19 protein-coding genes are annotated in these 24,079 nt (G+C 73.9%); 8 read left to right on the top strand and 11 right to left on the bottom strand.

The genetic code is table 11. From position 1 onward, the window contains the following. Window positions 1-42: 42 nt before the first annotated feature. The 4 genes from AC6I72_RS20150 to AC6I72_RS20135 form a co-directional block, all read right to left on the bottom strand. Window positions 43-1,488: a GH1 family beta-glucosidase gene (locus AC6I72_RS20150; protein WP_498002459.1), complete on the bottom strand. Its 1,446-nt coding sequence runs from the start codon at window positions 1,486-1,488 to the stop codon at window positions 43-45. A gap of 198 nt (window positions 1,489-1,686) precedes the next feature. Beyond that, window positions 1,687-2,607: a carbohydrate ABC transporter permease gene (locus tag AC6I72_RS20145; protein WP_037853099.1), complete on the bottom strand. Its 921-nt coding sequence runs from the start codon at window positions 2,605-2,607 to the stop codon at window positions 1,687-1,689. A 14-nt stretch (window positions 2,608-2,621) separates the two neighbouring features. Next, the gene (locus AC6I72_RS20140; RefSeq protein WP_498002458.1) at window positions 2,622-3,614 is read right to left on the bottom strand and encodes a carbohydrate ABC transporter permease; all 993 of its coding nucleotides are present in this window, start codon (window positions 3,612-3,614) and stop codon (window positions 2,622-2,624) included. 586 nt (window positions 3,615-4,200) lie between these two features. Then, window positions 4,201-5,520, bottom strand: a complete 1,320-nt coding sequence (locus AC6I72_RS20135) for an ABC transporter substrate-binding protein (RefSeq protein WP_498002456.1) — start codon at window positions 5,518-5,520, stop codon at window positions 4,201-4,203. A gap of 494 nt (window positions 5,521-6,014) precedes the next feature. Between AC6I72_RS20135 and AC6I72_RS20130 the strand changes: the two genes are divergently transcribed. Continuing rightward, window positions 6,015-7,058, top strand: a complete 1,044-nt coding sequence (locus AC6I72_RS20130) for a LacI family DNA-binding transcriptional regulator (RefSeq protein ID WP_498002454.1) — start codon at window positions 6,015-6,017, stop codon at window positions 7,056-7,058. 317 nt (window positions 7,059-7,375) lie between these two features. After that, window positions 7,376-8,800 (top strand): GH1 family beta-glucosidase, encoded by a 1,425-nt coding sequence (locus AC6I72_RS20125; protein ID WP_498002452.1) that lies wholly within the window; start codon window positions 7,376-7,378, stop codon window positions 8,798-8,800. 94 nt (window positions 8,801-8,894) lie between these two features. Here the strand turns inward: AC6I72_RS20125 and AC6I72_RS20120 are convergent, their stop codons facing one another. The 3 genes from AC6I72_RS20120 to AC6I72_RS20110 all read right to left on the bottom strand — a co-directional run bounded on the left by AC6I72_RS20120 (window position 8,895) and on the right by AC6I72_RS20110 (window position 12,650). Further along, window positions 8,895-10,355: a glycoside hydrolase family 18 protein gene (locus AC6I72_RS20120; RefSeq protein WP_498002450.1), complete on the bottom strand. Its 1,461-nt coding sequence runs from the start codon at window positions 10,353-10,355 to the stop codon at window positions 8,895-8,897. A 160-nt stretch (window positions 10,356-10,515) separates the two neighbouring features. Continuing rightward, window positions 10,516-11,949: a sensor histidine kinase gene (locus AC6I72_RS20115; RefSeq protein WP_498002448.1), complete on the bottom strand. Its 1,434-nt coding sequence runs from the start codon at window positions 11,947-11,949 to the stop codon at window positions 10,516-10,518. Continuing rightward, window positions 11,946-12,650: a response regulator transcription factor gene (locus tag AC6I72_RS20110; RefSeq protein ID WP_498002446.1), complete on the bottom strand. Its 705-nt coding sequence runs from the start codon at window positions 12,648-12,650 to the stop codon at window positions 11,946-11,948. Before AC6I72_RS20110 ends, AC6I72_RS20115 begins: the two co-directional genes overlap by 4 nt. Window positions 12,651-12,814: 164 nt before the next feature. Here AC6I72_RS20110 and AC6I72_RS20105 point away from each other — a divergent pair, with 164 nt between their 5' ends. Then, the gene (locus AC6I72_RS20105; protein ID WP_498002445.1) at window positions 12,815-13,429 is read left to right on the top strand and encodes a hypothetical protein; all 615 of its coding nucleotides are present in this window, start codon (window positions 12,815-12,817) and stop codon (window positions 13,427-13,429) included. 111 nt (window positions 13,430-13,540) lie between these two features. On the opposite strand, the gene AC6I72_RS20100 is transcribed toward AC6I72_RS20105, so the two are convergent. The 3 genes from AC6I72_RS20100 to AC6I72_RS20090 all read right to left on the bottom strand — a co-directional run bounded on the left by AC6I72_RS20100 (window position 13,541) and on the right by AC6I72_RS20090 (window position 16,254). Next, window positions 13,541-14,791, bottom strand: coding sequence for an IS701 family transposase (locus AC6I72_RS20100; protein WP_498004750.1), 1,251 nt, complete (start codon window positions 14,789-14,791; stop codon window positions 13,541-13,543). A gap of 155 nt (window positions 14,792-14,946) precedes the next feature. Continuing rightward, a complete protein-coding gene (locus AC6I72_RS20095) occupies window positions 14,947-15,816 on the bottom strand; it encodes a spermidine synthase (RefSeq protein WP_498002443.1) in 870 nt (289 codons plus the stop codon). Between the two features lie 30 nt (window positions 15,817-15,846). Next, on the bottom strand, window positions 15,847-16,254 hold the full coding sequence (locus AC6I72_RS20090) for a hypothetical protein (protein ID WP_498002442.1): 408 nt from the start codon (window positions 16,252-16,254) through the stop codon (window positions 15,847-15,849). A 283-nt stretch (window positions 16,255-16,537) separates the two neighbouring features. On the opposite strand from AC6I72_RS20090, the gene AC6I72_RS20085 reads away from it, so the two are divergent. Then, the gene (locus AC6I72_RS20085) at window positions 16,538-18,007 is read left to right on the top strand and encodes an NsdA family TPR-like regulatory protein (protein ID WP_498002440.1); all 1,470 of its coding nucleotides are present in this window, start codon (window positions 16,538-16,540) and stop codon (window positions 18,005-18,007) included. A gap of 6 nt (window positions 18,008-18,013) precedes the next feature. Here AC6I72_RS20085 and AC6I72_RS20080 read toward each other — a convergent pair whose 3' ends face one another. Further along, window positions 18,014-18,610 (bottom strand): histidine phosphatase family protein, encoded by a 597-nt coding sequence (locus AC6I72_RS20080; protein ID WP_498002439.1) that lies wholly within the window; start codon window positions 18,608-18,610, stop codon window positions 18,014-18,016. Between the two features lie 228 nt (window positions 18,611-18,838). On the opposite strand from AC6I72_RS20080, the gene AC6I72_RS20075 reads away from it, so the two are divergent. Genes AC6I72_RS20075 through AC6I72_RS20060 form a run of 4 tightly spaced genes read left to right on the top strand, consistent with a single transcriptional unit; the run spans window position 18,839 to window position 23,904 of the window. After that, complete coding sequence (locus AC6I72_RS20075) at window positions 18,839-19,804, top strand: phosphatase PAP2 family protein (protein ID WP_498002438.1); 966 nt, start codon at window positions 18,839-18,841, stop codon at window positions 19,802-19,804. Beyond that, entirely contained in the window at window positions 19,755-20,945 is a 1,191-nt protein-coding gene (locus AC6I72_RS20070; RefSeq protein ID WP_498004749.1) for a hypothetical protein, read from the top strand. Before AC6I72_RS20075 ends, AC6I72_RS20070 begins: the two co-directional genes overlap by 50 nt. Then, entirely contained in the window at window positions 20,936-22,531 is a 1,596-nt protein-coding gene (locus AC6I72_RS20065) for a hypothetical protein (protein ID WP_498002437.1), read from the top strand. Before AC6I72_RS20070 ends, AC6I72_RS20065 begins: the two co-directional genes overlap by 10 nt. Further along, window positions 22,528-23,904 carry an AAA domain-containing protein gene (locus AC6I72_RS20060; protein ID WP_498002436.1) on the top strand — a complete coding sequence of 459 codons (1,377 nt, stop codon included), beginning with the start codon at window positions 22,528-22,530 and terminating at the stop codon, window positions 23,902-23,904. The genes AC6I72_RS20065 and AC6I72_RS20060 overlap by 4 nt, the downstream gene beginning before the upstream one ends. The last annotated feature ends 175 nt before the right edge of the window (window positions 23,905-24,079 follow it).

The raw sequence follows: 24,079 nt of genomic DNA, 5'->3' as shown, positions 1-24,079 counted from the left end.
CCTTCTCCCCTCCCCCGGCCGCCCTGCTGTCGCCGTCCGGGCTCAGCCGGCCGAGGGCAGCGCGTTGTCCCGGATCACGCCCGCGTACCAGTGCGCGCTCTGCTTGGGGATGCGGCGCTGGGTGCCGTAGTCGACGTAGACGGCGCCGAAGCGCTTCGAGTAGCCGTAGGACCATTCGAAGTTGTCCAGCAGGGACCACAGGAAGTAGCCGCGCACGTCCGCGCCGTCCGCGACGGCCCGGAGCACGGCGTCCAGGTGGGAGTGGAGGTACGCGATGCGCTGCGGGTCGTTGACCCGGCCCTCGGGCGAGATGTAGTCGTCGAAGGCGGCGCCGTTCTCGGTGACCATCAGCGGCAGACCGGGGTGCGTGGCGGCCAGGCCGGTCAGCAGGGTGTGCAGGCCCTCGGCGTCGATGGCCCAGTTCATCGCGGTGAGCTGGTCGTTGGCGAGGTGGAAGGCGACGTGGTCGGATCCGGTCCACGGGGAGTGGTCGCTGGCGCCGTGGCCGTCGTTCTTCGTGGCGGCGCCGCCGGCGGAGTGGGAGACCACGGTCGGCGCGTAGTAGTTGACGCCGAGGACGTCGATCGGGCGGGAGATCTCGGCCAGGTCGCCGTCGTGCACCAGCTGTCCCCAGTCGACGAGGTGCGCGGTGTCGGCGAGCAGGTCCTCGGGGTAGGCGCCGTCCAGGATCGGGCCGGTGAAGATCCGGTTGCCGACCGCGTCGATGCGGCGGGCGGCCTCGGCGTCCTCGGGGCTGCCGGTGAGCGGGCGCACCTGGTGCAGGTTGAGGGTGATGGAGGTCTGCGCGGACGCCGGCAGCACCGAGCGCAGCGCCCCGACCGCCTGGCCGTGCGCCAGGTTGAGGTGGTGCGCGGCGCGCAGGGTGGCGGCCGGGTCCGTGCGGCCCGGGGCGTGCACGCCGGAGCCGTAGCCGAGGAAGGCGCTGCACCAGGGCTCGTTGAGGGTGGTCCACACGCCGACGCGGTCACCGAGGGCGCGGGCGGTCATCTCGGCGTACTCGGCGAAGCGGTGCGCGGTGTCGCGGTGCGGCCAGCCGCCGGCGTCCTCCAGTTCCTGGGGCAGGTCCCAGTGGTAGAGGGTGGCGACGGGGGTGATGCCCGCCGCCAGCAGTTCGTCGGTGAGGCGGCGGTAGAAGTCCAGGCCCCGCTCGACGGCGGGCCCCCGGCCGGTGGGCTGGACCCGGGACCAGGAGACGGAGAACCGGTACGCCTTCAGGCCGAGGTCCTTCATCAGCGCCACGTCGTCGCGGTAGCGGTGGTAGTGGTCGGCGGCGATGTCGCCGGTGTCGCCGTTGAGGACCTTGCCGGGGGTGTGGCTGAAGGTGTCCCAGATGGAGGGCGTGCGGCCGTCCTCGGCGGCGGCGCCCTCCACCTGGTAGGCGGCGGTGGCGGCGCCCCAGACGAAGCCGGTGGGGAAGGCGGTGGCGGAGGTCTGCCGGGCAGTGGTCTCGGGTCGTACGGCGGTCATCGTGAGAGCGCTCCCAGGAGTGGCGTGCGGAAAGGGCCCCGACCGGGGCCCGGTGGGGGATGCGGGCGGGCGCGGGGGTACGCGCCCGGCCCGCGGACGAGACGGTGCAGGGGTGCGGTTGACGGTGGTGCGGGGTGGGACGGGGGGCAGGTGAGCCGGTGCGGGCGGGTCTGCCGGTGCGGGGCGGGTGCGGGCGGGTCAGCCCTTGACCGCGCCCGCCATGATGCCGCCGACGATCTGCTTGCCGAAGACGATGAAGACCACCAGCAGCGGCAGCGTGCTGATCAGTGCTCCGGCCATGACGATGCTCTGGTCCGGGGTGTAGGAGGCGCTGAGCTGGCCGAGCGCCACCTGGAGCGTGGGGTTCTCCTGGTTCAGCGCGAGGAAGGGCCAGAAGAAGTCGTTCCACGCCTGGACGAAGGTGAGCATGCCGAGCACCATCATCGCCGGGCGGGCCGCGGGCAGCACGACGCTCCACACGATGCGGATGTTGCTCGCGCCGTCCACCTTCGCGGCCTCGATCAGCTCGTAGGGCAGGGCCTCCAGCAGGTACTGGCGCATGAAGAAGACACCGAAGGCGCCGACCAGGGTCGGGAAGATCACCGACTCCAGCTTGTTGCCCCACCCGATGTCCGCCATCAGCATGAACAGCGGGACGACGCTGAGCTGCGGCGGGATCGTCAGGGTGGCGATGACCGCGGTCATCAGCGCGCCGCGGCCCCGGAAGCGCATCTTGGCGAAGGCGTACCCGGCGAGCGTGCAGAAGAACAGCGTGGCCACGGTGATGGAGCCGGCCACGATGACGCTGTTGACGATGGCCTTGCCGAGGTTGGCCTGCTCCCAGGCCGCCTGGAGGTTGTGCCACAGCTTGCCGCCGGGGATCAGCGGCGGGGGGCTGTCCAGGACCCGCTGCTGGTCGTGGGAGGCGGCCACCAGCGTCCAGTACAGCGGGAAGATCGAGCCCAGGCCGACGACGACCAGGGCGATGTAGGTGAACGGGCCGCCCTTGAGCTGCTGTCCGGCGCCGATCCTGAAACGGCCGCGGCCCCGCTGCGGGGAGGCGGGCAGCGATGCCGGGGCGAGGGCCGGAGCGCTCTTTTCGGGATGAGTCGTGGTCATCGATATCGCTCCCGTCAGGCCGCGCTCTTGCGCACGAGCCGGCCGACGATCCAGTTGATCAGTGCGATGAGCAGCAGCAGGACGAGCATCGCCCAGGCCACGGCGGCGGCCGGGCCCAGGTGCTGCAGCTTCCAGCCGTAGTTGTAGAGGTAGATGCTGAGGGTCTCGTACTGGTGCTCGCTGCCTCCGACGGCACCGAGTGTGCCGCCCTGGAGCAGCAGGGGCTCACCGAAGAGCTGCATGGAGCCGATCGTCGAGATGACGATGGTGAACAGGATCGTCGGCCGCAGCGAGGGGATGGTCACCTTGCGGAACTGCTGCCAGCGCGTGGCTCCGTCGATCGACGCCGCCTCGTACAGGTCGGTCGGCACCGCCTGCATGGCCGCGAGGTAGATCAGGGCGTTGTAGCCGGTCCAGCGCCAGATCACGATGACCGAGATGGCGATCTTGGACGTCCACTCCCCGTTGCCCCAGTCGGTGTTGCCGGCGCCGAAGAAGTGCAGCACCCAGTTGAGGAAGCCGCCGTCGGCGCGGAAGACGAGAGCGAAGACCAGGGCGGCGGTGGCCACCGAGGTGGCGTACGGGGTGAGGATCACCGTCCGCCAGAACGTGCTGGCGCGCAGCTTGTAGTTGAGCAGGTGGGCGAGGCCCAGCGCCACGAGCAGCTGGGGGACGGTCGAGATGACACCGATGATGAAGGTGTTGGTGACGGCCGTCCAGAACTCGGAGTCCTGGAGGATCTTCGAGAAGTTGTCGAAGCCGACCCACTGCGACTGGTCGAGGCCCGTCAGCTCCACGCGGTGCAGGGCGATCCAGCCGGTGTAGAGGAGCGGGTAGAGCCCGAAGGCACCGAAGACGAGGAAGAAGGGGGCGATGTACGCGTACGGCGAGACCTTGTCGTCCAGGCGCCACAGCCGGCTGCGCCACTTGGCGCGTCCGTTCGGCGCGGCGCCGCTGCCGCCGGGTGGCGGGGTGTAGGCGCCCCGTGCGGGGGTTGTCGTTGCCACGGAGGGAGTCCTTCCCTGGGAGGTTTCGGCCGGGTAGGGGGCGGGGGCGGAGCGGAGGTCGGGTGCGCGGGCACCGGCGCCGGGTCCGCCGCGTCCCCGCCGCTCCCTGCGCGGATCGGTACGGGATCGGTAGGGCATCGGGAGGGGCCGGCAGGCCGGCGGCAGGGGCGCTGCGGGCCCGTTCGCCTGGGTGCCGGGCGGGCCGCGTCAGGCCCGCGGCGGCACGTGGACGGACACGGGACGGGACGGTCACCGGGGCCTGCCGCGGAGTTCGGCCGCCCCGGCCCGCCGGTGGGCGCGGCACCCGGGCCGGCCGGCGGCCCTCGTCACCGGAGCCCGCCGCCGGGCCGGGTGGCCCGGCACCAGGCCGGGCCACCGGATCCTGCCCTCGCCGGGCCGCTCGCCGCCGCCCGGCCACCGCCGGCCCGCTCGCCACCGCCGGCCCGCTCACCGGAAACACCGCTGCGGCCCAGCCTGCGGCGGCCGGGCCTGGTGCGGGCGTTCCCGTGCCGCGCCGGCGGCCGCTGCGCGGCGCCGGGTGCGCGGCCGGTGCGGGCGGCCCGGGGACCGCCCGCACCGGCGGGTGTCAGCCGATCGCCTTGTCGATCGATTCGGTCGCGGCGTCCCACGCCTTGTCGGGCGAAGTGCCCCGCTGCTCCATGTTGTTGATCTGCGTGGAGATCGTGTCCTTGATCGCGGCGTCCTTCGGGCCGAGCACCGCCTCGGGGATGGACTTGGCCTCTTCGGCGTAGATCTGGCCGACCGGGGCGTTGTTGAAGTACGGCAGGGTCGCGTTCTTCACGCTGGCCAGCTCGTAGGCGCCCTTGTTCGACGGGAAGACACCGACCGCCTTGAACACGGCGGCCTGCTGCTCGGGAGCGGTCAGCCACTTGACCAGGTCGGTGGCCTCCTTGACGTGCTTGCCGCTCTTGGGCACCGCGAGGAAGGAGCCGCCCCAGTTGGCCGCGGCCGAACCGGGCGCACGGGCGATGTCCCACTTGCCCTTGTAGTTGTCACCGGAGTAGGTCGTGATCTGGGCGGCCATCCAGGCCGGGCACGCCATGGAGGCGATGGTGCCCTTGCGCAGCGCGGCCTGCCACGGGTCCTGGAACTGCGGCACGCCCTGGCTCAGCTTCTTCGCGGCGGCCTCGGCGGCCAGGTTCCAGCCCTGCTTGACGGACTCGCTGTCCTTGTAGACCGCCTTGCCGTCGGCGTCGTAGTACTGCTTCGGGGACGAGCTGACGACCGCGTTGTACATGGCGCTCGCGGAGTCCATGAAGTAAGTGCCGGACGGCGCCTTCTTCTTGTACTGCTCGCCGAGCTTGAGGTAGTCCTCCCAGCCGCCCGCGACGGCCTTGGCGACGGCCTCGCGGTCGCTGGGCAGGCCCGCCTGCTGGAAGAGGTCCCGGCGGTAACACAGCGACATGGGGCCGATGTCGGTGCCGGCGCCGATGACCGAGCCGTCCTTGGCGGTGGCCTGCTTCTCCTTCCAGGACACCCAGTCGGCGACGTTGATCGACTTGCTCAGGTCGGCGAACTTGCCCGACTGGGTGTCGACGACCTCCTTGATGCGCCCGACCTCGATACCCGTGACGTCCGCCAGACCGTTGCCCGCGTTCAGCTGCTGAAGCAGCTTCGGGTAGTAGTCCTGCTCGTTCGCGGTGGTCTCTTCCTTCACCGTGATGTTCGGGTGCAGCTTCTGGTACTGGGCGAACAGGCCGGCCTCCTTGTAGCCGAACTGCCCGTAGTCGGCCACCTTGAGGGTGATCTTCCCGTTGGCGTCCGAGCTGTCCGAGTCGCTGTCGCTGCTGCAGCCGGTCAGCAGGAGGGCCGAGGCCGTCAGGACCGTCGTGGTCAAGGCCGCTGCTCTGCGGCCTCGACCGCCGCCGGTACGGGTGATGCGCATTCCACTACTCCTTGTTCCAGGGGGAACGGGGCCTCAAAGGAATCAGGCCGCCGGGGCTCCGGCGGTTCGGACCTGCCCTCTCGGTTCGAGCAGCGGCCAGCCCACAGCACGCGGCGTGCGGTGCGAAGGTGCTGGTCAACGGTGTGCCATGCGAGGTAGAGGGAAGGGCCGTTGGTACTGGGGTCCGCACGGGAGGGAGTCCCGATGCTCCGTGGGACCGCTCCCACGCGGCATGCCGGAAGACTCCTTGCTGCCGGGCCAGGTGTCAAGAGTTGAAAACGGCGTTGTTGCGCAAGCGTGTTCCGCACGTCACGTGAACGTGTCACGCCCCCGCCCGTAACCGGCCGGTCATCGAACCGTCTCGCGCCGGATTCACGCAGGTCACACAGGGGTTGGCGAGCGGAGGGCGCCCGCGGTGCGGTCGGCCGGGGCGGTGTCCGGAATTTCTGGGTCAGAATGAGCGGGCCCCCACCGCAACCGCCGGAAGGTGAACGATGAGCCCCGCCGAACCGCCCCCGAGGCCAGCGGACGTCCGGCGCCCCACGCTGAACGCCGTGGCCGCCCGCGCCGGGGTCGGCCGGGGCACGGTCTCCCGGGTGATCAACGGCTCCCCGAAGGTGAGCGACCGCTCGCGGGCGGCCGTGGAACAGGCCATCGCCGAACTCGGCTACGTCCCCAACCGCGCCGCCCGCTCCCTGGTCACCCGGCGCACCGACTCGGTGGCCCTGGTCGTCCCGGAGGCGGAGACCCGGCTCTTCTCCGAGCCGTACTTCTCGGGGATCATCCGGGGCGTGTCGACCGGACTGGCCAGCGCGGGCATGCAGTTGCTGCTGGTGCTGGCGCGGGACGAGAAGGAGTACGCCCGCCTCGCCACGTACCTGTCCGCGCAACGCGTGGACGGCGTCCTGATGATGGCGGTCCACAGCGACGACACGCTCCCCGACCGGCTGGAGGAGCTGGCGGTGCCGACCGTGCTGGCCGGGCGGCGCAGCGACCGGGAACGGCTGGGGCACGTCCGCGCGGACAACAGCGGGGGCGCGCGGGCGGCGGTGCGGCACCTGGTGGCGGGCGGGCGGCGGAGCATCGGCACCATCACGGGGCCGCTGGACATGGACGCGGCCCAGGCCCGGCTCGACGGCTACCGCGCGGCCCTGGAGGAGGCGGGTCTGCCCGCCGACGAGGACCTCATCGCGCGGGGCGACTTCACGGAGGAGGGCGGGCGCGCCGCCATGCGGGAGCTGCTGCGCCGGCGGCCCGGTCTCGACGCCGTCTTCGCCGCCTCCGACGTCATGGCCTCGGGCGCGGTACTGGAACTGCGCGCCTCGGGGCTGCGGGTGCCGCACGACGTCGCCCTGGTCGGTTTCGACGACTCGATCGTCGCGCGGCACATCGACCCGCCGCTGACCAGCGTCCGTCAGCCGCTGGAGGAGATGGGCCGCACCATGGCCGACCTCCTGATGGACGAGATCGCCCACCGCGGCACCGGCCACCGCGAGGTGGTGCTGCCGACGGAACTGGTGGTGCGGGCGTCGGCCTGAACGGCCGGTGTGGGTCTCTGGGGCGGGCGGTACGGACGTCACCCTGAACGGCCGGACGCTCGGGGCGAGCGGCTGGGGCGAGCGTGGGGCGAGCGGCCGGTGCAGGCCTCCGGCCGGTGCAGGCCTCCGGGCGAGCGGTGCCGGCGTCGGCCCGAACGGCCGGCGCGGGTCCCGGGGCGGGCGGTGCGGGCGTGCGGTGCGGGCGTGCGGGCATCACCCCGCGCGGTGCGCGGCGTGGCCGGCCGGGCGGTTCCCTCTTTTACTGTGGGAGCGCTCCCATGCATAATGGGGCCCACCCGACTCGTGGGAGCGATTCCATGCCCGAACCGAAGCCCGTGTCGTTTCCTCCCGCCTTCCTGTGGGGCGCGGCGACCTCCGCGTACCAGATCGAGGGAGCCGTGCGGGAGGGCGGCCGTACGCCCTCGATCTGGGACACCTTCAGCCGTACACCGGGCGCGACGGCCGGCGGCGACACCGGCGACGTCGCCGTCGACCACTACCACCGCTACCGCGACGACGTCGCCCTGATGGCCGAACTCGGCCTGAACGCCTACCGCTTCTCGGTCTCCTGGCCGCGCGTGCAGCCCACCGGCCGGGGCCCCGCCGCGCAGGCCGGCCTGGACTTCTACCGGCGCCTGGTCGACGAACTGCTGGCCCACGGCATCAGGCCCGCCGTCACCCTCTACCACTGGGACCTGCCGCAGGAGCTGGAGGACGCGGGCGGCTGGCCCGAGCGCGAGACCGCGCTGCGCTTCGCGGAGTACGCGCAGCTCGTCGGCGAGGCACTCGGCGACCGGGTGGAGCAGTGGATCACGCTCAACGAGCCCTGGTGCAGCGCCTTCCTGGGCTACGGCTCAGGGGTGCACGCGCCCGGCCGCACCGAACCCCTGGGCGCGCTGCGCGCCGCGCACCACCTGAACCTGGCGCACGGCCTGGGCACCCAGGCGCTGCGCTCGGTGCTCCCGGCCGGTGCCTCGGTCGCGGTCAGCCTCAACTCCCAGGTGATCCGCCCGCTGTCGCAGCACCCGGCCGACCTGGCCGCGGCCCAGCGCATCGACGACCTGGCCTGCGGTGTCTTCCACGGCCCGATCCTGCACGGCGCGTACCCGGCCACGCTGCTGGAGGCGACCTCCTCGCTCACCGACTGGTCGTACGTCCTCGACGGTGACCTGCGCGCCGTCCGGCAGCCGCTGGACGCGCTCGGCCTCAACTACTACACGACCGCCCTGGTGTCGTCGGCGGACACGGCCCCCGAGGGTCCGCGCGCCGACGGGCACGGGTCGAGCACGCACTCGCCGTGGCCGGGCTCGGAGGACGTGGCCTTCCACCAGGCACCGGGCGAGCAGACCGAGATGGGCTGGACGATCGATCCCGGCGGCCTGCACGAACTGATCATGCGCTACACCCGTGAGGCCCCCGGGGTCCCCCTCTACGTCACGGAGAACGGCGCGGCCTACCCCGACAAGGTCGGCGCCGACGGCCGGGTGCACGACCCGGAGCGCATCGCCTACCTGCACGGCCACCTGTCGGCCGTCCACCGGGCCAACGCGGACGGCGCCGACGTGCGCGGGTACTACCTGTGGTCCCTGATGGACAACTTCGAGTGGGCCTACGGCTACGCCAAGCGGTTCGGGGCCGTCCACGTGGACTACGCGACGCTGGCCCGGACGCCGAAGTCCAGCGCCCACTGGTACGGCAGGGCGGCGCGGACCGGCCAGCTGCCGCCGGTGGACGCCGTGTGACGGACGGCCCTCGTTCCACCGGCCGCACGGGGGGCGGGCGGGGGGCCGGCGGGGCGCGGCACACGGGAGTCGAGGGGTGTGCCGCGCCCACCGGTCACTTGTAGGCGCCGAACGCCTTGCTGAAGGCGAACGGTTCCTGGGTGATCGAACTGCACGTGGCGTCGGCGGTGGGCTTGGGGCCGCCGGCGCACTGCTTGTCGCGGGTGGCCGACCACATGGACAGCCCGCCGAGCCCCTTCGCCTTGGCGAAGCCGGCCAGCTGGGTGGCGTCGTCGACCTTGAACACCTCGGTGGAGACGTCGTTGACGCCGATCATCGGGGTGACGGCGACCGCCTTCCAGGCAGCGCTGTCGGACAGGCCGAGGACGCCCTTGACCTGGGCCTGGGTGGCGGTGGCGGCCTGCTCGGCGTAGGTGCCCATGTCGCCGTTGTACGAGGCGCCGTAGTCCATCGCCATGATGTTGACGGTGGAGATCTTCACGCCGCCGGACTTGGCTCCCGCCAGCAGGTCGACGCCGTCCTGGGTCAGGCCCTCGGGCATGACGGGGAGGGTGAAGGAGACGTCCAGGCCGGGGTGCTGCTGCTGGAGCCTGGCGATGGCCTGTGCGCGGCGGGTGTTGGCGGCGGTGTCCGGCAGCGCGCCGCCCTCGATGTCGAAGTCGACCTTGGTGAGCCCGAACCGGTCGACGGCCTTGCCGTACGCCGCCGCCAGCGCGTCCGCCGAGGAGCAGGTCGTCGCCAGCTCGGACCCGTTGGCGCCGCCGAAGGAGACACGCACGTCGCCGCCCTTGGCGCGCAGCGCGCCGATCTGGGCGGCTACGGCGTCGCCGCCGAGGTCGGTGACGCCGCCCCACTTGGGGGTGCAGCCGCCGCCGTCGGTGACGAAGGCGAGGTTGTAGTTCTTGACGCCGGTGGCGTCGGCGCTCGCCGTCAGGTCGAAGGCGGGGTAGAGGGAGGTGTCGACGTAGGGCGCGAAGCCGGCGCCCGCGGTGGTGCCGGTGCCGGTGCTCTGGGACGGGGTGGGGTTCGCGGTCGGCGTCGCGGTCTTCGTGGGGGTGGCGGTGGGGCCGGACGTCGGGGCCGGGCTCGTGGACTGGGTGGGGCGGCCGCTGGGCTGCGGGGTGGCGCCGCCGTCCGCGGAGCACGCGGCGCCGTCGATCCGGCAGCCGGTCGGGTCGCCGGTGCCGTCGACGACGAAGCCGACGGTGACCGACCTGCCGGGGGCGAGCCCGGCGGTGTCCCACTTGGCGGGCTTCACGGTGACGTGCTGCCCGCTGACGCCCGCCTCCCCGTTCCACAGCGAGCCCAGCTTCGTGCCCGCCGGGAGGTCGAACTCCAGGGTCCAGTCTTTCTGGGTCCCGCCGCTGTTGTTGGTGACCACGTACTGCGCGGTGTAGCCCGTCGACCAGTCACTGGTCCTCGTGTACGCGGCCCCGGTCCCGGCGGCCTGGGCGGTGGCGGTGAACACGAACACCCCGCCGCCGACCACGGCCGCCGCCACCAGGCCGCCTGCCGCCCTGTTCCTGCCGCTGATCCTGCGCCGGTGCGTGCTCATCGTCCCTGCCTGCCTTCGCTGTTCACGGGGCTCCGGGGGCTTGGGGGCCTCGGAGGGGTGCGGTGCGGCAGCACGCTAGCGATCCGGAACCGGGCAATCAGCGTGATCCGGACGGCGGTCGAGGATCTTAGGGTGCGCTTAAGGAAGCCATCGGGGCCGGTTAAAGGTCCGCGCCGGCCGGGTCCTCCGCGCGGTTTCCCCGGCCGCCACCGGCACCGGCCCGGCCCGCCGTCGCGCGCCGACGGCGGCGGACCGTGCCCCGGTGGCCCCTGCGTTCCGGCCGGCGGCCGTCCAGCTGGATCCAGACGCGTACCTCCGTGCCGCCGAGGACGGAGGAGCCGATGCGCACGTCGCCGCCGGTCGACTCCGCGAGGCGGCGCACGATGTCCAGGCCGAGCCCGGTGGATCCGTCGCTTCCCGACCCCCGGCCGCGCAGCATGGCCGCGGCCGGGTCGGGTATGCCGGGGCCCGCGTCGGAGACGAGCACGATCACCGCGTCCTCGGCGTGGTGCACGTCGACGGCGAACGCCGTGCCCTCGGGGGTGTGCCGGAAGACGTTGCCCAGCAGAGCGTCCAGCGCAGCCGCGAGGTCGGCGCGGGCCACCGGTGCGCGCGCCGGCCGCTCGACCCCGGCCAGCCGCCACGTGCGGCCCTCGTCCTCGGCGAGCGCGGACCAGAACTCCATCCGTTCCCGGACGGCCTCGGCCACGTCGCAGCCCGCGCCCGGTCCCGCGGCCGCCGTGCGCGGCTTGGCCTGCCGGGCCGTGCGGATGATGGTGTCCACCTCACGCTCCAGCTGGGCGACGGCGGACCGGGTCTGCTCGGCGGCCGGCCCGTCGCCCAGCGACGCCGCGTTGAGCCGCAGCACGGTCAGCGGTGTGCGCAGCCGGTGGGAGAGGTCGGCGGCCAGCTCCCGCTCGCCCGCGAGGAGCTGGACGACCTGGTCGGCCATGGAGTTGAACGCGACCGCCGCCCGGCGCAGTTCGGCCGGTCCCTCCTCGGGCACCCGTGCGCCCAGCTTGCCCTCCCCCAGTTCGTGCGCGCCCTCGGCGAGCCGCCGCGCGGGCCGCACCATCCGCACACCGAGCCGGTCGGCGACGGCGACCGAGCCGACGACGAGGGCGGCCCCGACACCGGCGAGCACCGCCCAGGCCGTGCCCACGCCGTTGCTTACCTCGCTCCGGGGGACGTAGACCTCGACGACCGCGATGGCACCGGAACCGAGCGCGACCGGCTGGAGCAGCGCGGATCCGCCGGACACCGCGGTGGTGGAGGCGCGGCCCATCCGCCGGACGGTCGCGATGTCCGCCCCGGCGGCCCGGTGCCGGCCGATGTCGACGGCCCCGCCGCCCTCGGTCGCCGGGATGTGCACGGCCATCCGGCCGTCCGTACCCGCCGAGGCGACGACCCGTTCCAGCTGGTCGCGTTCGGTGGTGATGGACAGGGCGGGCGCGACGGCGGCGGCCTGCCGCTCGGCGTTGGAGAAGGCGCGGTCGCGGGCCATCTCCTCGACGACGAGTCCCAGCGGGACCGCGAAGGCGACGACCACCATGGTGGTGACCGCCAGGCAGACCTTGACCAGCGCCCACCTCATCGCCCCGGCTCCGCTCCGGGTGGCTCCAGCTTCACGCCCACGCCCCGCAGGGTGTGCAGGTAGCGGGGTCGCGCGGCGGTCTCGCCCAGCTTGCGCCGCAGCCAGGACAGGTGGACGTCGATGGTCTGGTCGTCGCCGTAGGACTGCTGCCACACCTGCGCGAGCAGTTCTCTGCGGGCCACGACGACGCCGGGCCGCCCGGCGAGGTAGGCGAGCAGGTCGAACTCGCGGCGGGTCAGGTCGAGTCGTACGCCGTCCAGTTCGGCCTGGCGGCGCAGCGGGTCGACGGTCAGCCCGCCGACGCGGAGGGCGGTGGACGGCGCGGTCCCGGCGGGGCCGGAGCGGACGCGCCGCAGCACGGCGGCCATCCGCGCCGAGAGGTGCTCGACCGAGAACGGCTTGGTCAGGTAGTCGTCCGCCCCGTCGTTGAGCAGCCGGACGATCTCCGCCTCGTCGTCCCGCGCGGTGGCGACGATGACGGGCACGTCGGTGATGCCGCGCAGCATCTTCAGGGCCTCGGCGCCGTCCAGGTCGGGCAGTCCGAGGTCCAGGACGACCACGTCGAAACGGAGGTGGGCGACCTCGCGCAGCGCCTCCAGCGCCGTACCGACGCTGCGCACGGTGTGCGAGGCGTCGGTCAGGTGACGGATGAGCGCCGAGCGTACGAACTGGTCGTCCTCGACCACGAGCACACTTGCCATGCGCCGCACCGTACGCCATACGGGCGGACGCGGTGCGAGCCTGTGGACGACGCCGGCGCGGACCCCACCGCCTGTGGACAACTCGCTCTCCCCGGCCCCTCGTCGGCCCCTCCCCGGCCGCTCTCCCGCGACGCCGGCGGGGCGCGTGCGGCAGGATGGCCCCGATGTACAGAGGAGTCGTTCACGTACTGGCGTGGTCGCTGGCGACGAGCGCCGCGGTCACGCTGTCGTGGTGGGGCGTCCACACGGTGATGGCGGGCACCGCCTACGACCCGCCGCGTGCCCTGCCCGTCACGGCGGCCGGTGCCGACGCGCGGCGGTCCGAGACGCCGGGCCCCTCCGCGCACCGCCCGGCACCGTCGAAGAGCCCGTCCGCCCCGCCGGCCGCTCCGGCCCGCACCCCGGCCCCGTCTTCCTCGAACGCCCGGGGTGCTTCCGGTGGTTCCGCGGACTCCGGCACCGCGAGGACCACGGCGCCGGCCGGCGACGGCGGTTCATCCACCGGGTCGGCGGGTTCCGCCGGTTCGGCCGGTTCGTCTGGCGGCTCCGGCGCCTCCGGACAGGTGAAGAGCTACGACACCGCGGGCGGGCGGGTGGTCTTCGACCTGGGCACGGCCTCCGCGACCCTCGTCTCGGCGACACCCGGCACGGGCTGGTCGATGCAGGTGTGGAAGACGGCGACCTGGATCCGCGTCGAGTTCACGTCGGGCACGGACCGGGTGTCGGTCATCTGCACCTGGCACGACGGCCCGCCGCGGGTGGAAGTGGGCGACTACTAGTAGTGCTTGGTCAGGTCCGTATCAGTGTGGGTATGTCGCGGTGGCAGGTGGGGCAGGCGCCGGCCCAGGTGGCGAGGAGTGTTTGGAGTTCTCGGACGACTTGGTAGAGGCTCAGGCCTGCGCCGCGTCTTTTGGGTCTCGTGCCAGTCGTTGCAGCGTGCAAAAGGCATGGGCGGCCGATACGAGGGTGACGTGGTGATGCCAGCCACCCCAGGTGCGGCCTTCGAAATGGGCCAGGCCCAGAGCCTGTTTCATCTCCCGGTAGTCGTGTTCGATGCGCCAGCGCAGCTTGACCAGCCGGACCAGGGTCGCCAGCGGCATGCCGGAGGGCAGGCTGGAGAGCCAGAACTGCACGGGTTCGGCTTCAGTGGCCGGCCATTCGGCCAGCAGCCAGCGTTCGGGCAGCTCAGGACCGTCGGTGGCCTGGCGGACACCGCGTCCGGCCGGGCGGATGCGCAGAGCCACGAACCGCGAGCAGATGCGTTTGAAGCCGCTGATTCCTTTGCCAGGGCGCGAGCCTTCTCGCCAGGACACCGGTCTCGCGGCCGTCCTGCCGGCCGCGATGACCAGGTCTTTGACGGTCTGCGCAGGCTCGGGATACTGCAACTGCGGTGGCCGGCCGGTGCCGGCGTAGGCGGGCTGGACGGGCCGGGCGTCGGCCGGGTGGGCGGTGTGACGGCAGGAAATGCCCACCGCGTAGGGCAGGTTGCGTTCTTCCAGGCCGTGGCGGAAGGCGGCGGCATCGCCGTATCCGGCGTCCGCGACGACCAGGGGAATGTCGATGCCCCACGACCTGCTCTCGTCGATCATGTCCAGGGCCAGCTGCCACTTCTCCACGTGCCCCACCTGGTCGGGGATGCCGCAGCGACTGCGGCGGGCGACCTTGACCGCATCGGCCTCCGGCGAGTCGGGATCCCACGAAGCGGGCAGGAACAGTCGCCAGTTCACCGCGGCCGAGGCGTGATCCCGGGCCAGGTGCAACGACACCCCGACCTGGCATTTGGTGACCTTGCCCGCGGTGCCGGTGTACTGCCGCGACACACACGCCGAGGCGTCCCCGTCCTTCAAAAAGCCGGTGTCGTCGACGATCAATGCCTCCGGACCGATCGCCTCGGTCATCCGCCAGGCCAGCCGGGCCCGGACATGGGCCGGATCCCACGGGCTGGAGGTGATGAAGTGCGCCAGCGCCTGACGGTTGCCGTCCTCACCCAGACGTGCCGCCATCGGCTCCACCGACTTACGCCGGCCGTCCAACAGCAGTCCCCGCACATACGCCTGCCCCCACCGCCGCTGATCCGCACGGAAGAACCCGTCGAACAACTCCGCCGCGAACGCCTCCAGATCCTCCCGGACCCCGGCCATCTCCTCAGGTGTCACACCATTCCAACGACGCTCGCGAGCAGTAGACACGCATGCACGAGTGAAGATGACCAAGCCCTACTAGGTCCTGTCACCAGGTTCCGGCCGCGCTCGGCTCGGTCCCGCGGTCGCCCGGGTCGCGCCGCCGGCTTGCGGGGTCAGTGGAAGACGGAGGGAGGCGGGGCCGGGGAGGCCACTGCCGCCGCGTCCGTCACGGGGACGGCCCCGCCCGTGAAGTCGATGAGCGCACGGCCGTGTTCGACCCGGGCGGGGTGCGGGTCGGAGGCGGCCCGACGGGTCAGCTCCGCGACCGGCAGCGGCAGGTCACGGGCGACGAGGACCGCGTTGCCGAAGCGCTTGCCGCGCAGCACCGCCGGATCGGCGACCAGGGCCAGTTCGGCGAAGCGGGCCGCGGCGGTGGCGATCTGGCCGCGCAGGTGGGCGAGCGGCGGCCCGTCGGCGAGGTTCGCGGCGTAGACGGCACCCGGCTTCAGGACCCTGCGGACCTCGTCCAGGAACTCCACCGAGGTGAGGTGCGCGGGGGTGCGTGCACCGCTGAACACGTCCGCGACGACGAGGTCGGCCCAGCCGTCGGGCACCTTCGCGAGCCCTTCGCGGGCGTCGGTGGACCGCACCCGGATCCGGGCGTTCGCGTCCAGCGGAAGCTCGCGGCGCACCAGCCGCACCAGGGCGGCGTCCCGCTCGACGACCTGCTGGGTGGAGCGGGGGCGGGTGGCGGCGACGTACCGGGCGAGCGTGAAGGCGCCGCCGCCGAGGTGGACGGCCTGGACCGGCTTCCCGGGAGGTGCGGCGAGGTCGATGACGTGGCCGAGCCTGCGCTGGTACTCGAAGGAGAGGTACGCCGGGTCGTCCAGGTCGACGTGCGACTGCGGTGCCCCGTCGATCAGCAGCGTCCAGGCCCGCGCCCGTTCCCGGTCGGGGACGAGCTGCGCGAGCCCGCCGTCCACCTGCTCGGCGACGGCCTGCTCGGACCCGCGCTCTCGGCGGGAGCTTCTGGACCTTCCCATCCCGCCATTGTCCCAGGCCCGCCGGAACCCTCAGCAGCAGCTGTCCGCGGCCTCGATCATCCGGGCCGCCTCGCCCAGCGCGCGGCGCAGCACCGCGGGGTCCGTCGCGCGGTCGGCCTCCCCGGGCGGGAGCAGCCAGTCCGAGCCCTCGACGGGGGGCTGGGGCGCCATCCGCAGGCCCCGGCCGTCCGTCCGCGTGCACGTGCTGCCCGGCAGGTCCCATGCCGCGGCCGTGCCCGCCGGGACCACGAACCCCAGCGTGTCACCGCCGTCGTCGTGCAGGACGGGACCCACCGCGTCGCCGGCCTCACGGCGCAGGATGTCGACCGCCTCCAGGCCCTGCCGGGCCGGCACCGTCACCAGGTCGCAGCCGGTTTCCGGCTCCGGCGGCCGACAGCGGTCGGCGCTCCCGTGAGCCTGCGTCCCGGACTCCACCACGGGTACCCCTCCTCGTGCGCGAGCGGGTCGGGAGTCGGGCGGCTCCCGGTTCGCACGGTTCAACGCGGGGGCGCGTCAACGGCTACGGCCGAAGTCAGCCACAAAGGATGGCAGTTCATGGCAGATCGTGGATGAGATATCCGGTTTGTAGCTAAACCCTGCGTGGCGGAGCGGACACAACCGGTACGTTCTTGCTCGTCGGAAACAGGGTGTCACCGGGGCAACCCGGGTAACTCACCTCGAATCCGGCATGGTTCGACGGTTCGCACGAGAGGGCCCGGCCATGGCGTCGTCAACGGTGACCTCGTCCCCGTCCCCCCGGCCACCGCGGCCGAACCTCGCCTTCCGGCACCTGCGCGGACAGCGCTCGCCGGCCGAGTTCGCCGCGGCGGTGCGGCGTGCCGCCCGCGAGATCGGCGAGCGGGTCAGCTGCGACGCGCGCTACATCGGCCGGGTGGAGGCGGGCGAGATCCGCTGCCCCAACTATGCCTACGAACGTGTGTTCCTGCACATGTTCCCCGGCCGCACCCTGGCCGACCTGGGGTTCGCGCCCCGTTCGTCCGTGCGCGGGCGGGCGTCGCGCGCCCCCGGGAGCGCCGAAGCGCCCGCCGTCGTGCCTCCCGCGCGCACGGACGGCGACCGGCACCACCCGTGGGACGAGCACCACCCGCACGACCGGCACGACCTGTACGACGGGCAAGACCTGTACCACCCGCACGAGGACCACGAGGAGAGCGACGTGCTGCGTCGCGCATTCATGACCCGCGGGGGCGCCACGGTGGCCGCCGCCTCGCTGGGCCCCCTGGGGCTCGCCGTCGACGCGGCGGCCGCGGACCGCGCCGTCCGCCGCGCCGGCGCGAGCGACGCGGGCGCCCTGGAAGAGGCCGTCCGCAGGATCCGGCTGCTCGACGACCGGCACGGCGCGGACGGCCTCTACCGGCGTGCGGCGGCTCCGCTGCGCGCCGCGTACGCCCTGCTCGACGCCGGCGCGACCCGGCAGGCCACGGCCGAACGGCTGCACGCGGGCGCCGGCGAACTCGCCATCTCGGTGGGCTGGCTGGCCCACGACTCGGGCCGCTTCGACGACGCGCGCTCGCATTACGCGGAGGCGCTGGCCACCGCCCGGATGACCGGAGACGCCGCCGTGGAGGCGCACGCGTTCTGCAACACGGCGTTCCTCGCGCGCGACGCCGGGCGGCCCCGTGAGGCGGTACGGGCGGCGCAGGCGGCGCAGCGTGCCGCCCGCGGGCTGGGCTCGGCCCGGCTGATGTCGCTGCTCGCGCTGCGGGAGGCCGGGGGCTGGGCGGGGCTCGCCGACCGCACCGGCTGCGCGCAGGCCCTCACGCGCGCGCAGGTGCTGTTCGGGCGGGGCCCCTCGGAGGCCGACCCGGAGTGGATGAGCTTCTACGGCGAGGCCGAGCTGGAGGGGCTCGAGGCCCAGTGCTGGTCGATGCTGGGCGACTGGCCGCGGGCGGCGCAGCACGCGGGGCGGGCGGCCCGGCTCCAGGACCCGCACTTCAGCCGGAACATCGCGCTGTACACGGCGGAACTCGCCGACGACCTCGCGCGCGGGGGCCGTCCCGACGAGGCGGCGGCGGCCGGGATGCGGGTCCTGGACCTGCTGGACCAGGTCCAGTCCTCGCGCATCCGCATGATGCTGGCGGGGACGGCGCGGGTGCTGTCCCCGCACCGCCGGGCGAGCGGCGTGTCGGCGTTCCTGGAGCGGCACGCGAGCACGCCCAGGACCGTGTGAGGCGCCCTACGCGGCCAGGTGCCCGACGTCGTTCCAGCTCTCCAGGGCGGGTTCGCCGTACGCCCAGCCGAGCACCGACAGCGACGTGGGGTTGAGGCGGACGCGCGCGGCGAAGTCGAGCGGCAGGCCGAGCCACCGGGCACCTATCGACCGCAGGATGTGCCCGTGGGCGAAGACCAGCACGTCGCGGTCCTCGGCCCGTGCCCAGGCCACCACCTCGTCGGCCCGGGCCGTCACCTCGGCGAGGGTCTCCCCGCGCGGGACGCCGTCGCGCCAGATGAGCCAGCCGGGATTCTCCGCCTGGATCTGCTCGGGCGTCATGCCCTCGTAGGCGCCGTAGTCCCACTCCATGAGGGTGTCCCAGCACATCGCGCGCTCGCCGAAGCCGGCCAGTTCGCACGTCTCGCGCGCGCGTGCCAGCGGACTGGTGCGGACCTCGACACCGGGCAGGCCGTCGAAGGGGGCCCGGCGCAGGCGCTCGCCGAGCAGTTCGGCGCCCCGCCGGCCCTCCGCCAGGAGGGGCACGTCCGTCCTGCCGGTGTGCTTGCCGGACAGCGACCACTGGGTCTGTCCGTGCCGGGCCAGCAGGATGCGCGGTGCCATGAGCAGCCTTTCCGGGAAAAAGTGAGATCTTCGGGCGGGACCTTCCCATCATCGCGCACCCTGTGCGGGAGCAACCCGGGGGGCGGTGTTCGCGTCTTCGAGGGCCGGGGCGCCCCGCGCGGGCGGGCGCGGAGACCGTAAAGTGTCACGACCGGCCGGGGACCGTCCCACGTCGCCGGGCGCCGCAGCGACGAGTAGTAGAGCGACCTGAAGGGGGAGGGGCATCGGATGCCGCAGACCGAGGCACCGGCACCTGCACCGCGTACCGAGGCGGCCCCGCGGACCCGGCTTCGCTGGTGGACCGAAGTGCCGCTGATCCTGCTTGTCTACGGCTGCTACACGGCCGGCCGGCTGCTGGTCCGCGGTGACGTCTCGGGCGCCGTCGACCACGGGCTGTCGATCCTGCGCCTGGAGAAGGTGCTCCGGCTCAACTTCGAACACCCGCTCAACCGGTTGTTCACCCGGGAACCCTGGCTCGGCGTCCCGGCCGACTTCTGGTACGCGTCACTGCACTACGTGGTGACACCGGTCGTCCTGGTGTGGCTCTTCCGCAGCCGCACCGCCATCTACCGCACGGCCCGCACCTGGCTGATGACCTCCACGTTCATCGGCCTGATCGGCTTCACGCTGCTGCCGACCTGCCCGCCCCGCCTGCTCTCGCCGGACCACGGCTTCGTGGACACCATGGCCCACTACAGCTCGTACGGCTGGTGGGGCGGTGACGCCAGCGCGCCGCGCGGCATGGGCGGGATGACCAACCAGTACGCGGCCATGCCCAGCCTGCACGTGGGGTGGGCGCTGTGGTGCGGGGTGATGCTCTGGCGGCACGGCGGCACCCGCTGGACGAAGGCGGCCGGTGTCGCCTACCCGCTGCTGACCACCCTCGTGGTCATGGGCACGGCCAACCACTACTTCCTCGACGCGGTCGCGGGTGTCGCCGTGATGGGCGTCGGACTGCTGCTCGGCCCGGTCGTGACCCGCTCCGTGGACCGGGCCCGGGCGGTCCTGGCCGTGCGCGTCCCGGCCCTCGCCGGCCGCCCGGACGGCGAGATCTCACCGATTGTCAGTGGCGGGTGCCAGACTTCGGCGGGTGAGCGAATTCCACGGCAGCGCGAAACACGGCTCGGTTCCCCGGCCGAGCCGGGTGCCTCCTCCCAGGACGCGGAGGACGGCGCTCCGGCACCAGCTCGCTGAGCTGCGCGGCAGCGGCGTACCGGCGCGTGCGCTGGACGCCCGCGCGCTGGCGGCCCTCGCCGCCAACCCGGGCTGCAGACGGCGCGCGATCCTGGACGGCGCGGGCGTGGACAAGACGGCGCTCGCGGGCGCGCTGGGCGCGCCGTCCGCGTTCGGCCAGTCCCAGTTCGCCCTCACCCGGGGCAACGCGTTCGAGGCCCGGGTCAAGGCGGACGGCGGCGCGGAGCTGCTGCGGCTGGTGCACGGGCGGCTGGACCCCGCGGCGGAGCCGCCGCGCGAGGCGGACGTCCCCGACCTGACCGCCGTCGGTCCCGAGGGACGCGCGGCGCGCACCGCGCTGGCGCTGCGCGAGGCCACCGAGGCGCGCGCCTGGACGCTGCTGGACCATCCGCTGCTCGCCCTGGACGTGGCGGGCTCCCCCGCCTTCCTGGAGCCGGACGCGGTGGTCGTCCACCCGGACGGCACGTGGACGGTCGTGGAGATCAAGTCCTTCCCGATGCTGGACGGCTCCGCGGACCCGGCGAAGGTCGGCGCCGCGGCCCGCCAGGCCGCGGTGTACGTCCTGGCCCTGGAGGACGTCGCCGCGCGGCTCGGCCAGGAGACGGCGCCCGCCCCGCGCGTGCGCCCCCGGGTCCTGCTGGTGTGCCCCAAGGACTTCTCCAACCTGCCCACCGCCCGCGCCGTCGACGTGCGCAAGCAGCGCGCGGTGACCGCCCGCCAGCTCACCCGGCTGACCCGGCTGCAGGACATCGCCGACCTGCTCCCCGAGGGCGTGTGCTTCTCCCCCGAGCTGCCCCGCGAGGAGCTGGCGGCGGCGGTCGAGGCGGTCCCCGCCGCCTACGCCCCCGAGTGCCTGTCCACCTGCGAGCTGGCCTTCCACTGCCGGGCCCGGTCGCGCGCCGGGGGCGCGGTGACCGCGCTGGGCCGCTCGGCCCGTGCCGAACTGGGCGGCCTGACGACCGTCGAGGACGTGCTGGCCGCGGCCCACGGCGAGGCGGGCGACCCGGACGATCCGGCGGTGGCCGCGCTGCGCCGGGCGGCGGTGCTGCGGGCGGAGGCGCTGAGCGGCCACCCGCGGGCCGCGTCCGGCCGGCAGGACGCCGCGCAGGCCGCCGGCCGGCGGGAGGCCGCATGTCGCTGATCACCACCCTCGCCCGCCTGGAGGCCGTGCGGTCCGGGCGGGCCGAGCCCGCCGCGACCGTCCGGCACCGGCACCTGTCCGAGCGGCCCCTGGTGTGCGTGCCGCTCACCACCGCGGGCGAGGCGGGCGCCCCGCTCGGCGCGCTCGTCGGCACCGACCGGGACGCGCCACGGCTGCTGGTGGTGCCGCAGCCGCGCGACCGGGATCTGCGGTTCGCGTTCCTCGCCGAGCTGGCCGACGTCGTCCTGCCGTACGTCGACTCCTGCGCGGAGGCGGTCGAGGCAGCCGAGCGCAGCGAGACCGACCCGGAGACGGGCAAGCGGGTCAAGGTCGAGGTCGAGCTGTGCGCGGACGCGCCCCAGTTGATCGTGCCCAGCCGCGCGGGCATCGATTTCGTACGCCTGCTCGGACGTTCGATGCGGTTCAGGCGCACCGCCGAGCAGGATCCGGAGACTCCGCACCCGGCGCCGCCGCGTGTGCCGCTGCTCGGGCGGTGGCTGACCCACTTCGGGGAGCGCGCCCGGGTGCCCGGCTCCTCGCTGCTGCTGGCCCTGACCGACGTCCTGGCCCTGCACTGGACCACCGGCCAGTCCGCCCTGGAGGACCAGCACCTGGGCGCGCTGCTGGCGTGGATCGCCCCGCCGGCCGGCCTCTCGGGCGCCGAGGCGGCCCTGCGGGCGGAGCGGGAGCGGGACGCGGCCGGGCAGTTGCTCTGCCCGCCCGCGGGCCCGGCCACCGACCCCGCCTTCGACAACAAGCTCCTCGCCCCGGCCATCGAGCGCTACGACCGCGCGCGCGGCGCGCTGGCCGCCGCCGAGGACGGACTGGAGGCCGACGAGCGGCTGGGCGCCCTCACCGAGGCCGAGCAGCACATCCGCGACCTCGTCCGCCGCTGCGCCCTGCCCACCTGGGAGAAGGTCTGGGAGGGCCTCGACCTGCTGCGGGCCCTGCCCGAGGGCGCGCGCGTGCAGGAGCGGTGGACCCGCGACCGCTGGTCGTTCACCGGCCACCGCGACCGGGTGCTCGCCGGGGAGCCGCCGCAGCCGCGCCGGGACGACGCGGTCACCGCGGCGAACAAGCTGGCCGCGCGCGAGCGGGAGCAGGCCCGGCTGGACGCCCAGCAGGCGCTGGACGACCCGCTGGTCATGGCCGGGCGGCGGCTGGCCGGGGAGGCGTTCGCGGGCGAGGTCACGGACGTGACCATGGCGTACAGCGAGGGCAGGCGCCCCGGCCCGCGCCCGCTGGTCACCGTCCGCACCGACGACCGGCCGCACCTGGGCGAGCGGGTGAAGGTGTACCGCTCGCTGGACGGCAGGCCGCAGTCGGCGCAGGTCGTCGCCCGCGAGGAGGACGGCACGCTGATCGTGCTGCGGATCCTCGACAAGATGGGCCGCGGCAAGGAGCCCGAGGCCGGTTCCGTGCCGGAGAAGGGCGACCGGGTCTGCTTCACGCTCTTCGAGCACGAGCAGCGCGGCGGGGCGAAGCTGCCCGACCCGGAGAACACCCCGTGGACGCACGGCGGCCCGCCGGGCGAGGAGAACGCGCCGGAGGCCCCGGACCCGGTGACCGAGGAGGACCTGCTGTGACCGCCCCCGCCGAGGAGACCACCGCCGGCCGCGGCGCGCCCGGGGGCGGCTTCGACCCCGGTGCGGCGGCCGCCCGCGCCACCGAGGCGATCCTCTCCGACACCCTGCGCGGCGCGCACCGCGGTGTCGTCGTCGACTCCCCTCCGGGGGCCGGCAAGTCGACGCTCGTCGTCCGTGCCGCGCTGGAGCTGGCCGACGCCGGGCGGCCGCTGATGGTGGTCGCGCAGACCAACGCGCAGGTCGACGACCTGGTCCTGCGGCTGGCTCAGAAGAACCCCGACCTGCCCGTCGGCCGGCTGCACAGCAGCGACGCCGACGCGTACGACAAGGCGCTCGACGCCCTGCCGAACGTCCGTACGTCGGCGAAGGCCGCCGACCTCGCCGGGCTCGACGTCGTGCTGTCCACCGCCGCGAAGTGGGCGCACGTGAAGGTCGACGAACCATGGCGGCACGCGATCGTCGACGAGGCGTACCAGATGCGCTCGGACGCGCTGCTGGCCGTGGCCGGGCTGTTCGAGCGGGCGCTGTTCGTGGGCGATCCCGGCCAGCTCGACCCGTTCTCGATCGTGGGCGGCGACCAGTGGGCGGGGCTGTCGTACGACCCGTCGGCCTCGGCGGTGACGACGCTGCTGGCGCACAACCCGGAGCTGCCCCAGCACCGGCTGCCGGTGTCGTGGCGGCTGCCCGCGTCGGCCGCGCCGCTGGTCTCGGACGCGTTCTACCCGTACACGCCGTTCCGCAGCGGCACGGCGGCCGGGGACCGGCGGCTCACGTTCGCGGTGCCCTCGGACGGCTCGGGCCCCGACCGGGTGATCGACGAGGCCGCCGCGTCCGGCTGGGGCCTGCTGGAGCTGCCCGCCCGGCACACTCCGCGCACCGACCCGGAGGCGGTACGGGCGCTCGCGGCGGTCGTGGCCCGGCTGCTGGAGCGGGGCGGTGCGGCCGTCTCGGAGCGGGACCCGGACCCGGCGCCGCTGACCGCCGACCGGATCGCCGTCGGCACGGCCCACCGCGACCAGGCGGCGGCCGTCCGCGCGGCCCTCGCCGAGCTCGGTGTCACGGATGTCACCGTGGACACGGCCAACCGGCTCCAGGGCCGGGAGTTCGACGTCACCGTCGTCCTGCACCCGCTCTCGGGCCGCCCCGACGCCACGGCCTTCCACCTGGAGACCGGCCGCCTGTGCGTCCTGGCCTCCCGCCACCGGCACGCCTGCATCGTGGTCTGCCGCGCGGGTGTGAGCGAACTCCTGGACGACCACCCGTCCACGGAACCGGTCCAGCTCGGTGTCACGGTGAAGTTCCCGGACGGCTGGGAGGCCAATCACGCGGTCCTCGCCCGCCTGCACGAACACCGGATCGCCTGGCGACCCTGACCCACGAGCCGGCCCCGACGCGGAGCCGCCCGGCCGGCCGTCTGCCCGACGACGACCGGCGACCACCTGGCGGAAACCGGGCGCCGACTGCCACCCCTCCCCGCCGGACGGCGTCCGGCGCCCCGCCGGAGGCGGGCGACCGGCACAGCCCGGACGGCTGGGAGGCCAATCACGC

Source organism: Streptomyces sp. Xyl84, assembly GCF_059731885.1.
This window is presented reverse-complemented; position numbering and strand designations above follow the sequence as displayed.

What these genes read in the sequence shown, in the direction of transcription:
- AC6I72_RS20115 (WP_498002448.1), bottom strand. Translation starts at nt 11,949, where the DNA reads ATGAGGTGGGCGCTGGTCAAGGTCTGCCTGGCGGTCACCACCATGGTG.
- AC6I72_RS20075 (WP_498002438.1), top strand. Translation starts at nt 18,839, where the DNA reads ATGCCGCAGACCGAGGCACCGGCACCTGCACCGCGTACCGAGGCGGCC.
- AC6I72_RS20125 (WP_498002452.1), top strand. Translation starts at nt 7,376, where the DNA reads ATGCCCGAACCGAAGCCCGTGTCGTTTCCTCCCGCCTTCCTGTGGGGC.
- AC6I72_RS20100 (WP_498004750.1), bottom strand. Translation starts at nt 14,791, where the DNA reads ATGGCCGGGGTCCGGGAGGATCTGGAGGCGTTCGCGGCGGAGTTGTTC.
- AC6I72_RS20105 (WP_498002445.1), top strand. Translation starts at nt 12,815, where the DNA reads ATGTACAGAGGAGTCGTTCACGTACTGGCGTGGTCGCTGGCGACGAGC.
- AC6I72_RS20145 (WP_037853099.1), bottom strand. Translation starts at nt 2,607, where the DNA reads ATGACCACGACTCATCCCGAAAAGAGCGCTCCGGCCCTCGCCCCGGCA.
- AC6I72_RS20120 (WP_498002450.1), bottom strand. Translation starts at nt 10,355, where the DNA reads ATGAGCACGCACCGGCGCAGGATCAGCGGCAGGAACAGGGCGGCAGGC.
- AC6I72_RS20080 (WP_498002439.1), bottom strand. Translation starts at nt 18,610, where the DNA reads ATGGCACCGCGCATCCTGCTGGCCCGGCACGGACAGACCCAGTGGTCG.
- AC6I72_RS20065 (WP_498002437.1), top strand. Translation starts at nt 20,936, where the DNA reads ATGTCGCTGATCACCACCCTCGCCCGCCTGGAGGCCGTGCGGTCCGGG.
- AC6I72_RS20095 (WP_498002443.1), bottom strand. Translation starts at nt 15,816, where the DNA reads ATGGGAAGGTCCAGAAGCTCCCGCCGAGAGCGCGGGTCCGAGCAGGCC.
- AC6I72_RS20150 (WP_498002459.1), bottom strand. Translation starts at nt 1,488, where the DNA reads ATGACCGCCGTACGACCCGAGACCACTGCCCGGCAGACCTCCGCCACC.
- AC6I72_RS20135 (WP_498002456.1), bottom strand. Translation starts at nt 5,520, where the DNA reads ATGCGCATCACCCGTACCGGCGGCGGTCGAGGCCGCAGAGCAGCGGCC.
- AC6I72_RS20085 (WP_498002440.1), top strand. Translation starts at nt 16,538, where the DNA reads ATGGCGTCGTCAACGGTGACCTCGTCCCCGTCCCCCCGGCCACCGCGG.
- AC6I72_RS20130 (WP_498002454.1), top strand. Translation starts at nt 6,015, where the DNA reads ATGAGCCCCGCCGAACCGCCCCCGAGGCCAGCGGACGTCCGGCGCCCC.
- AC6I72_RS20110 (WP_498002446.1), bottom strand. Translation starts at nt 12,650, where the DNA reads ATGGCAAGTGTGCTCGTGGTCGAGGACGACCAGTTCGTACGCTCGGCG.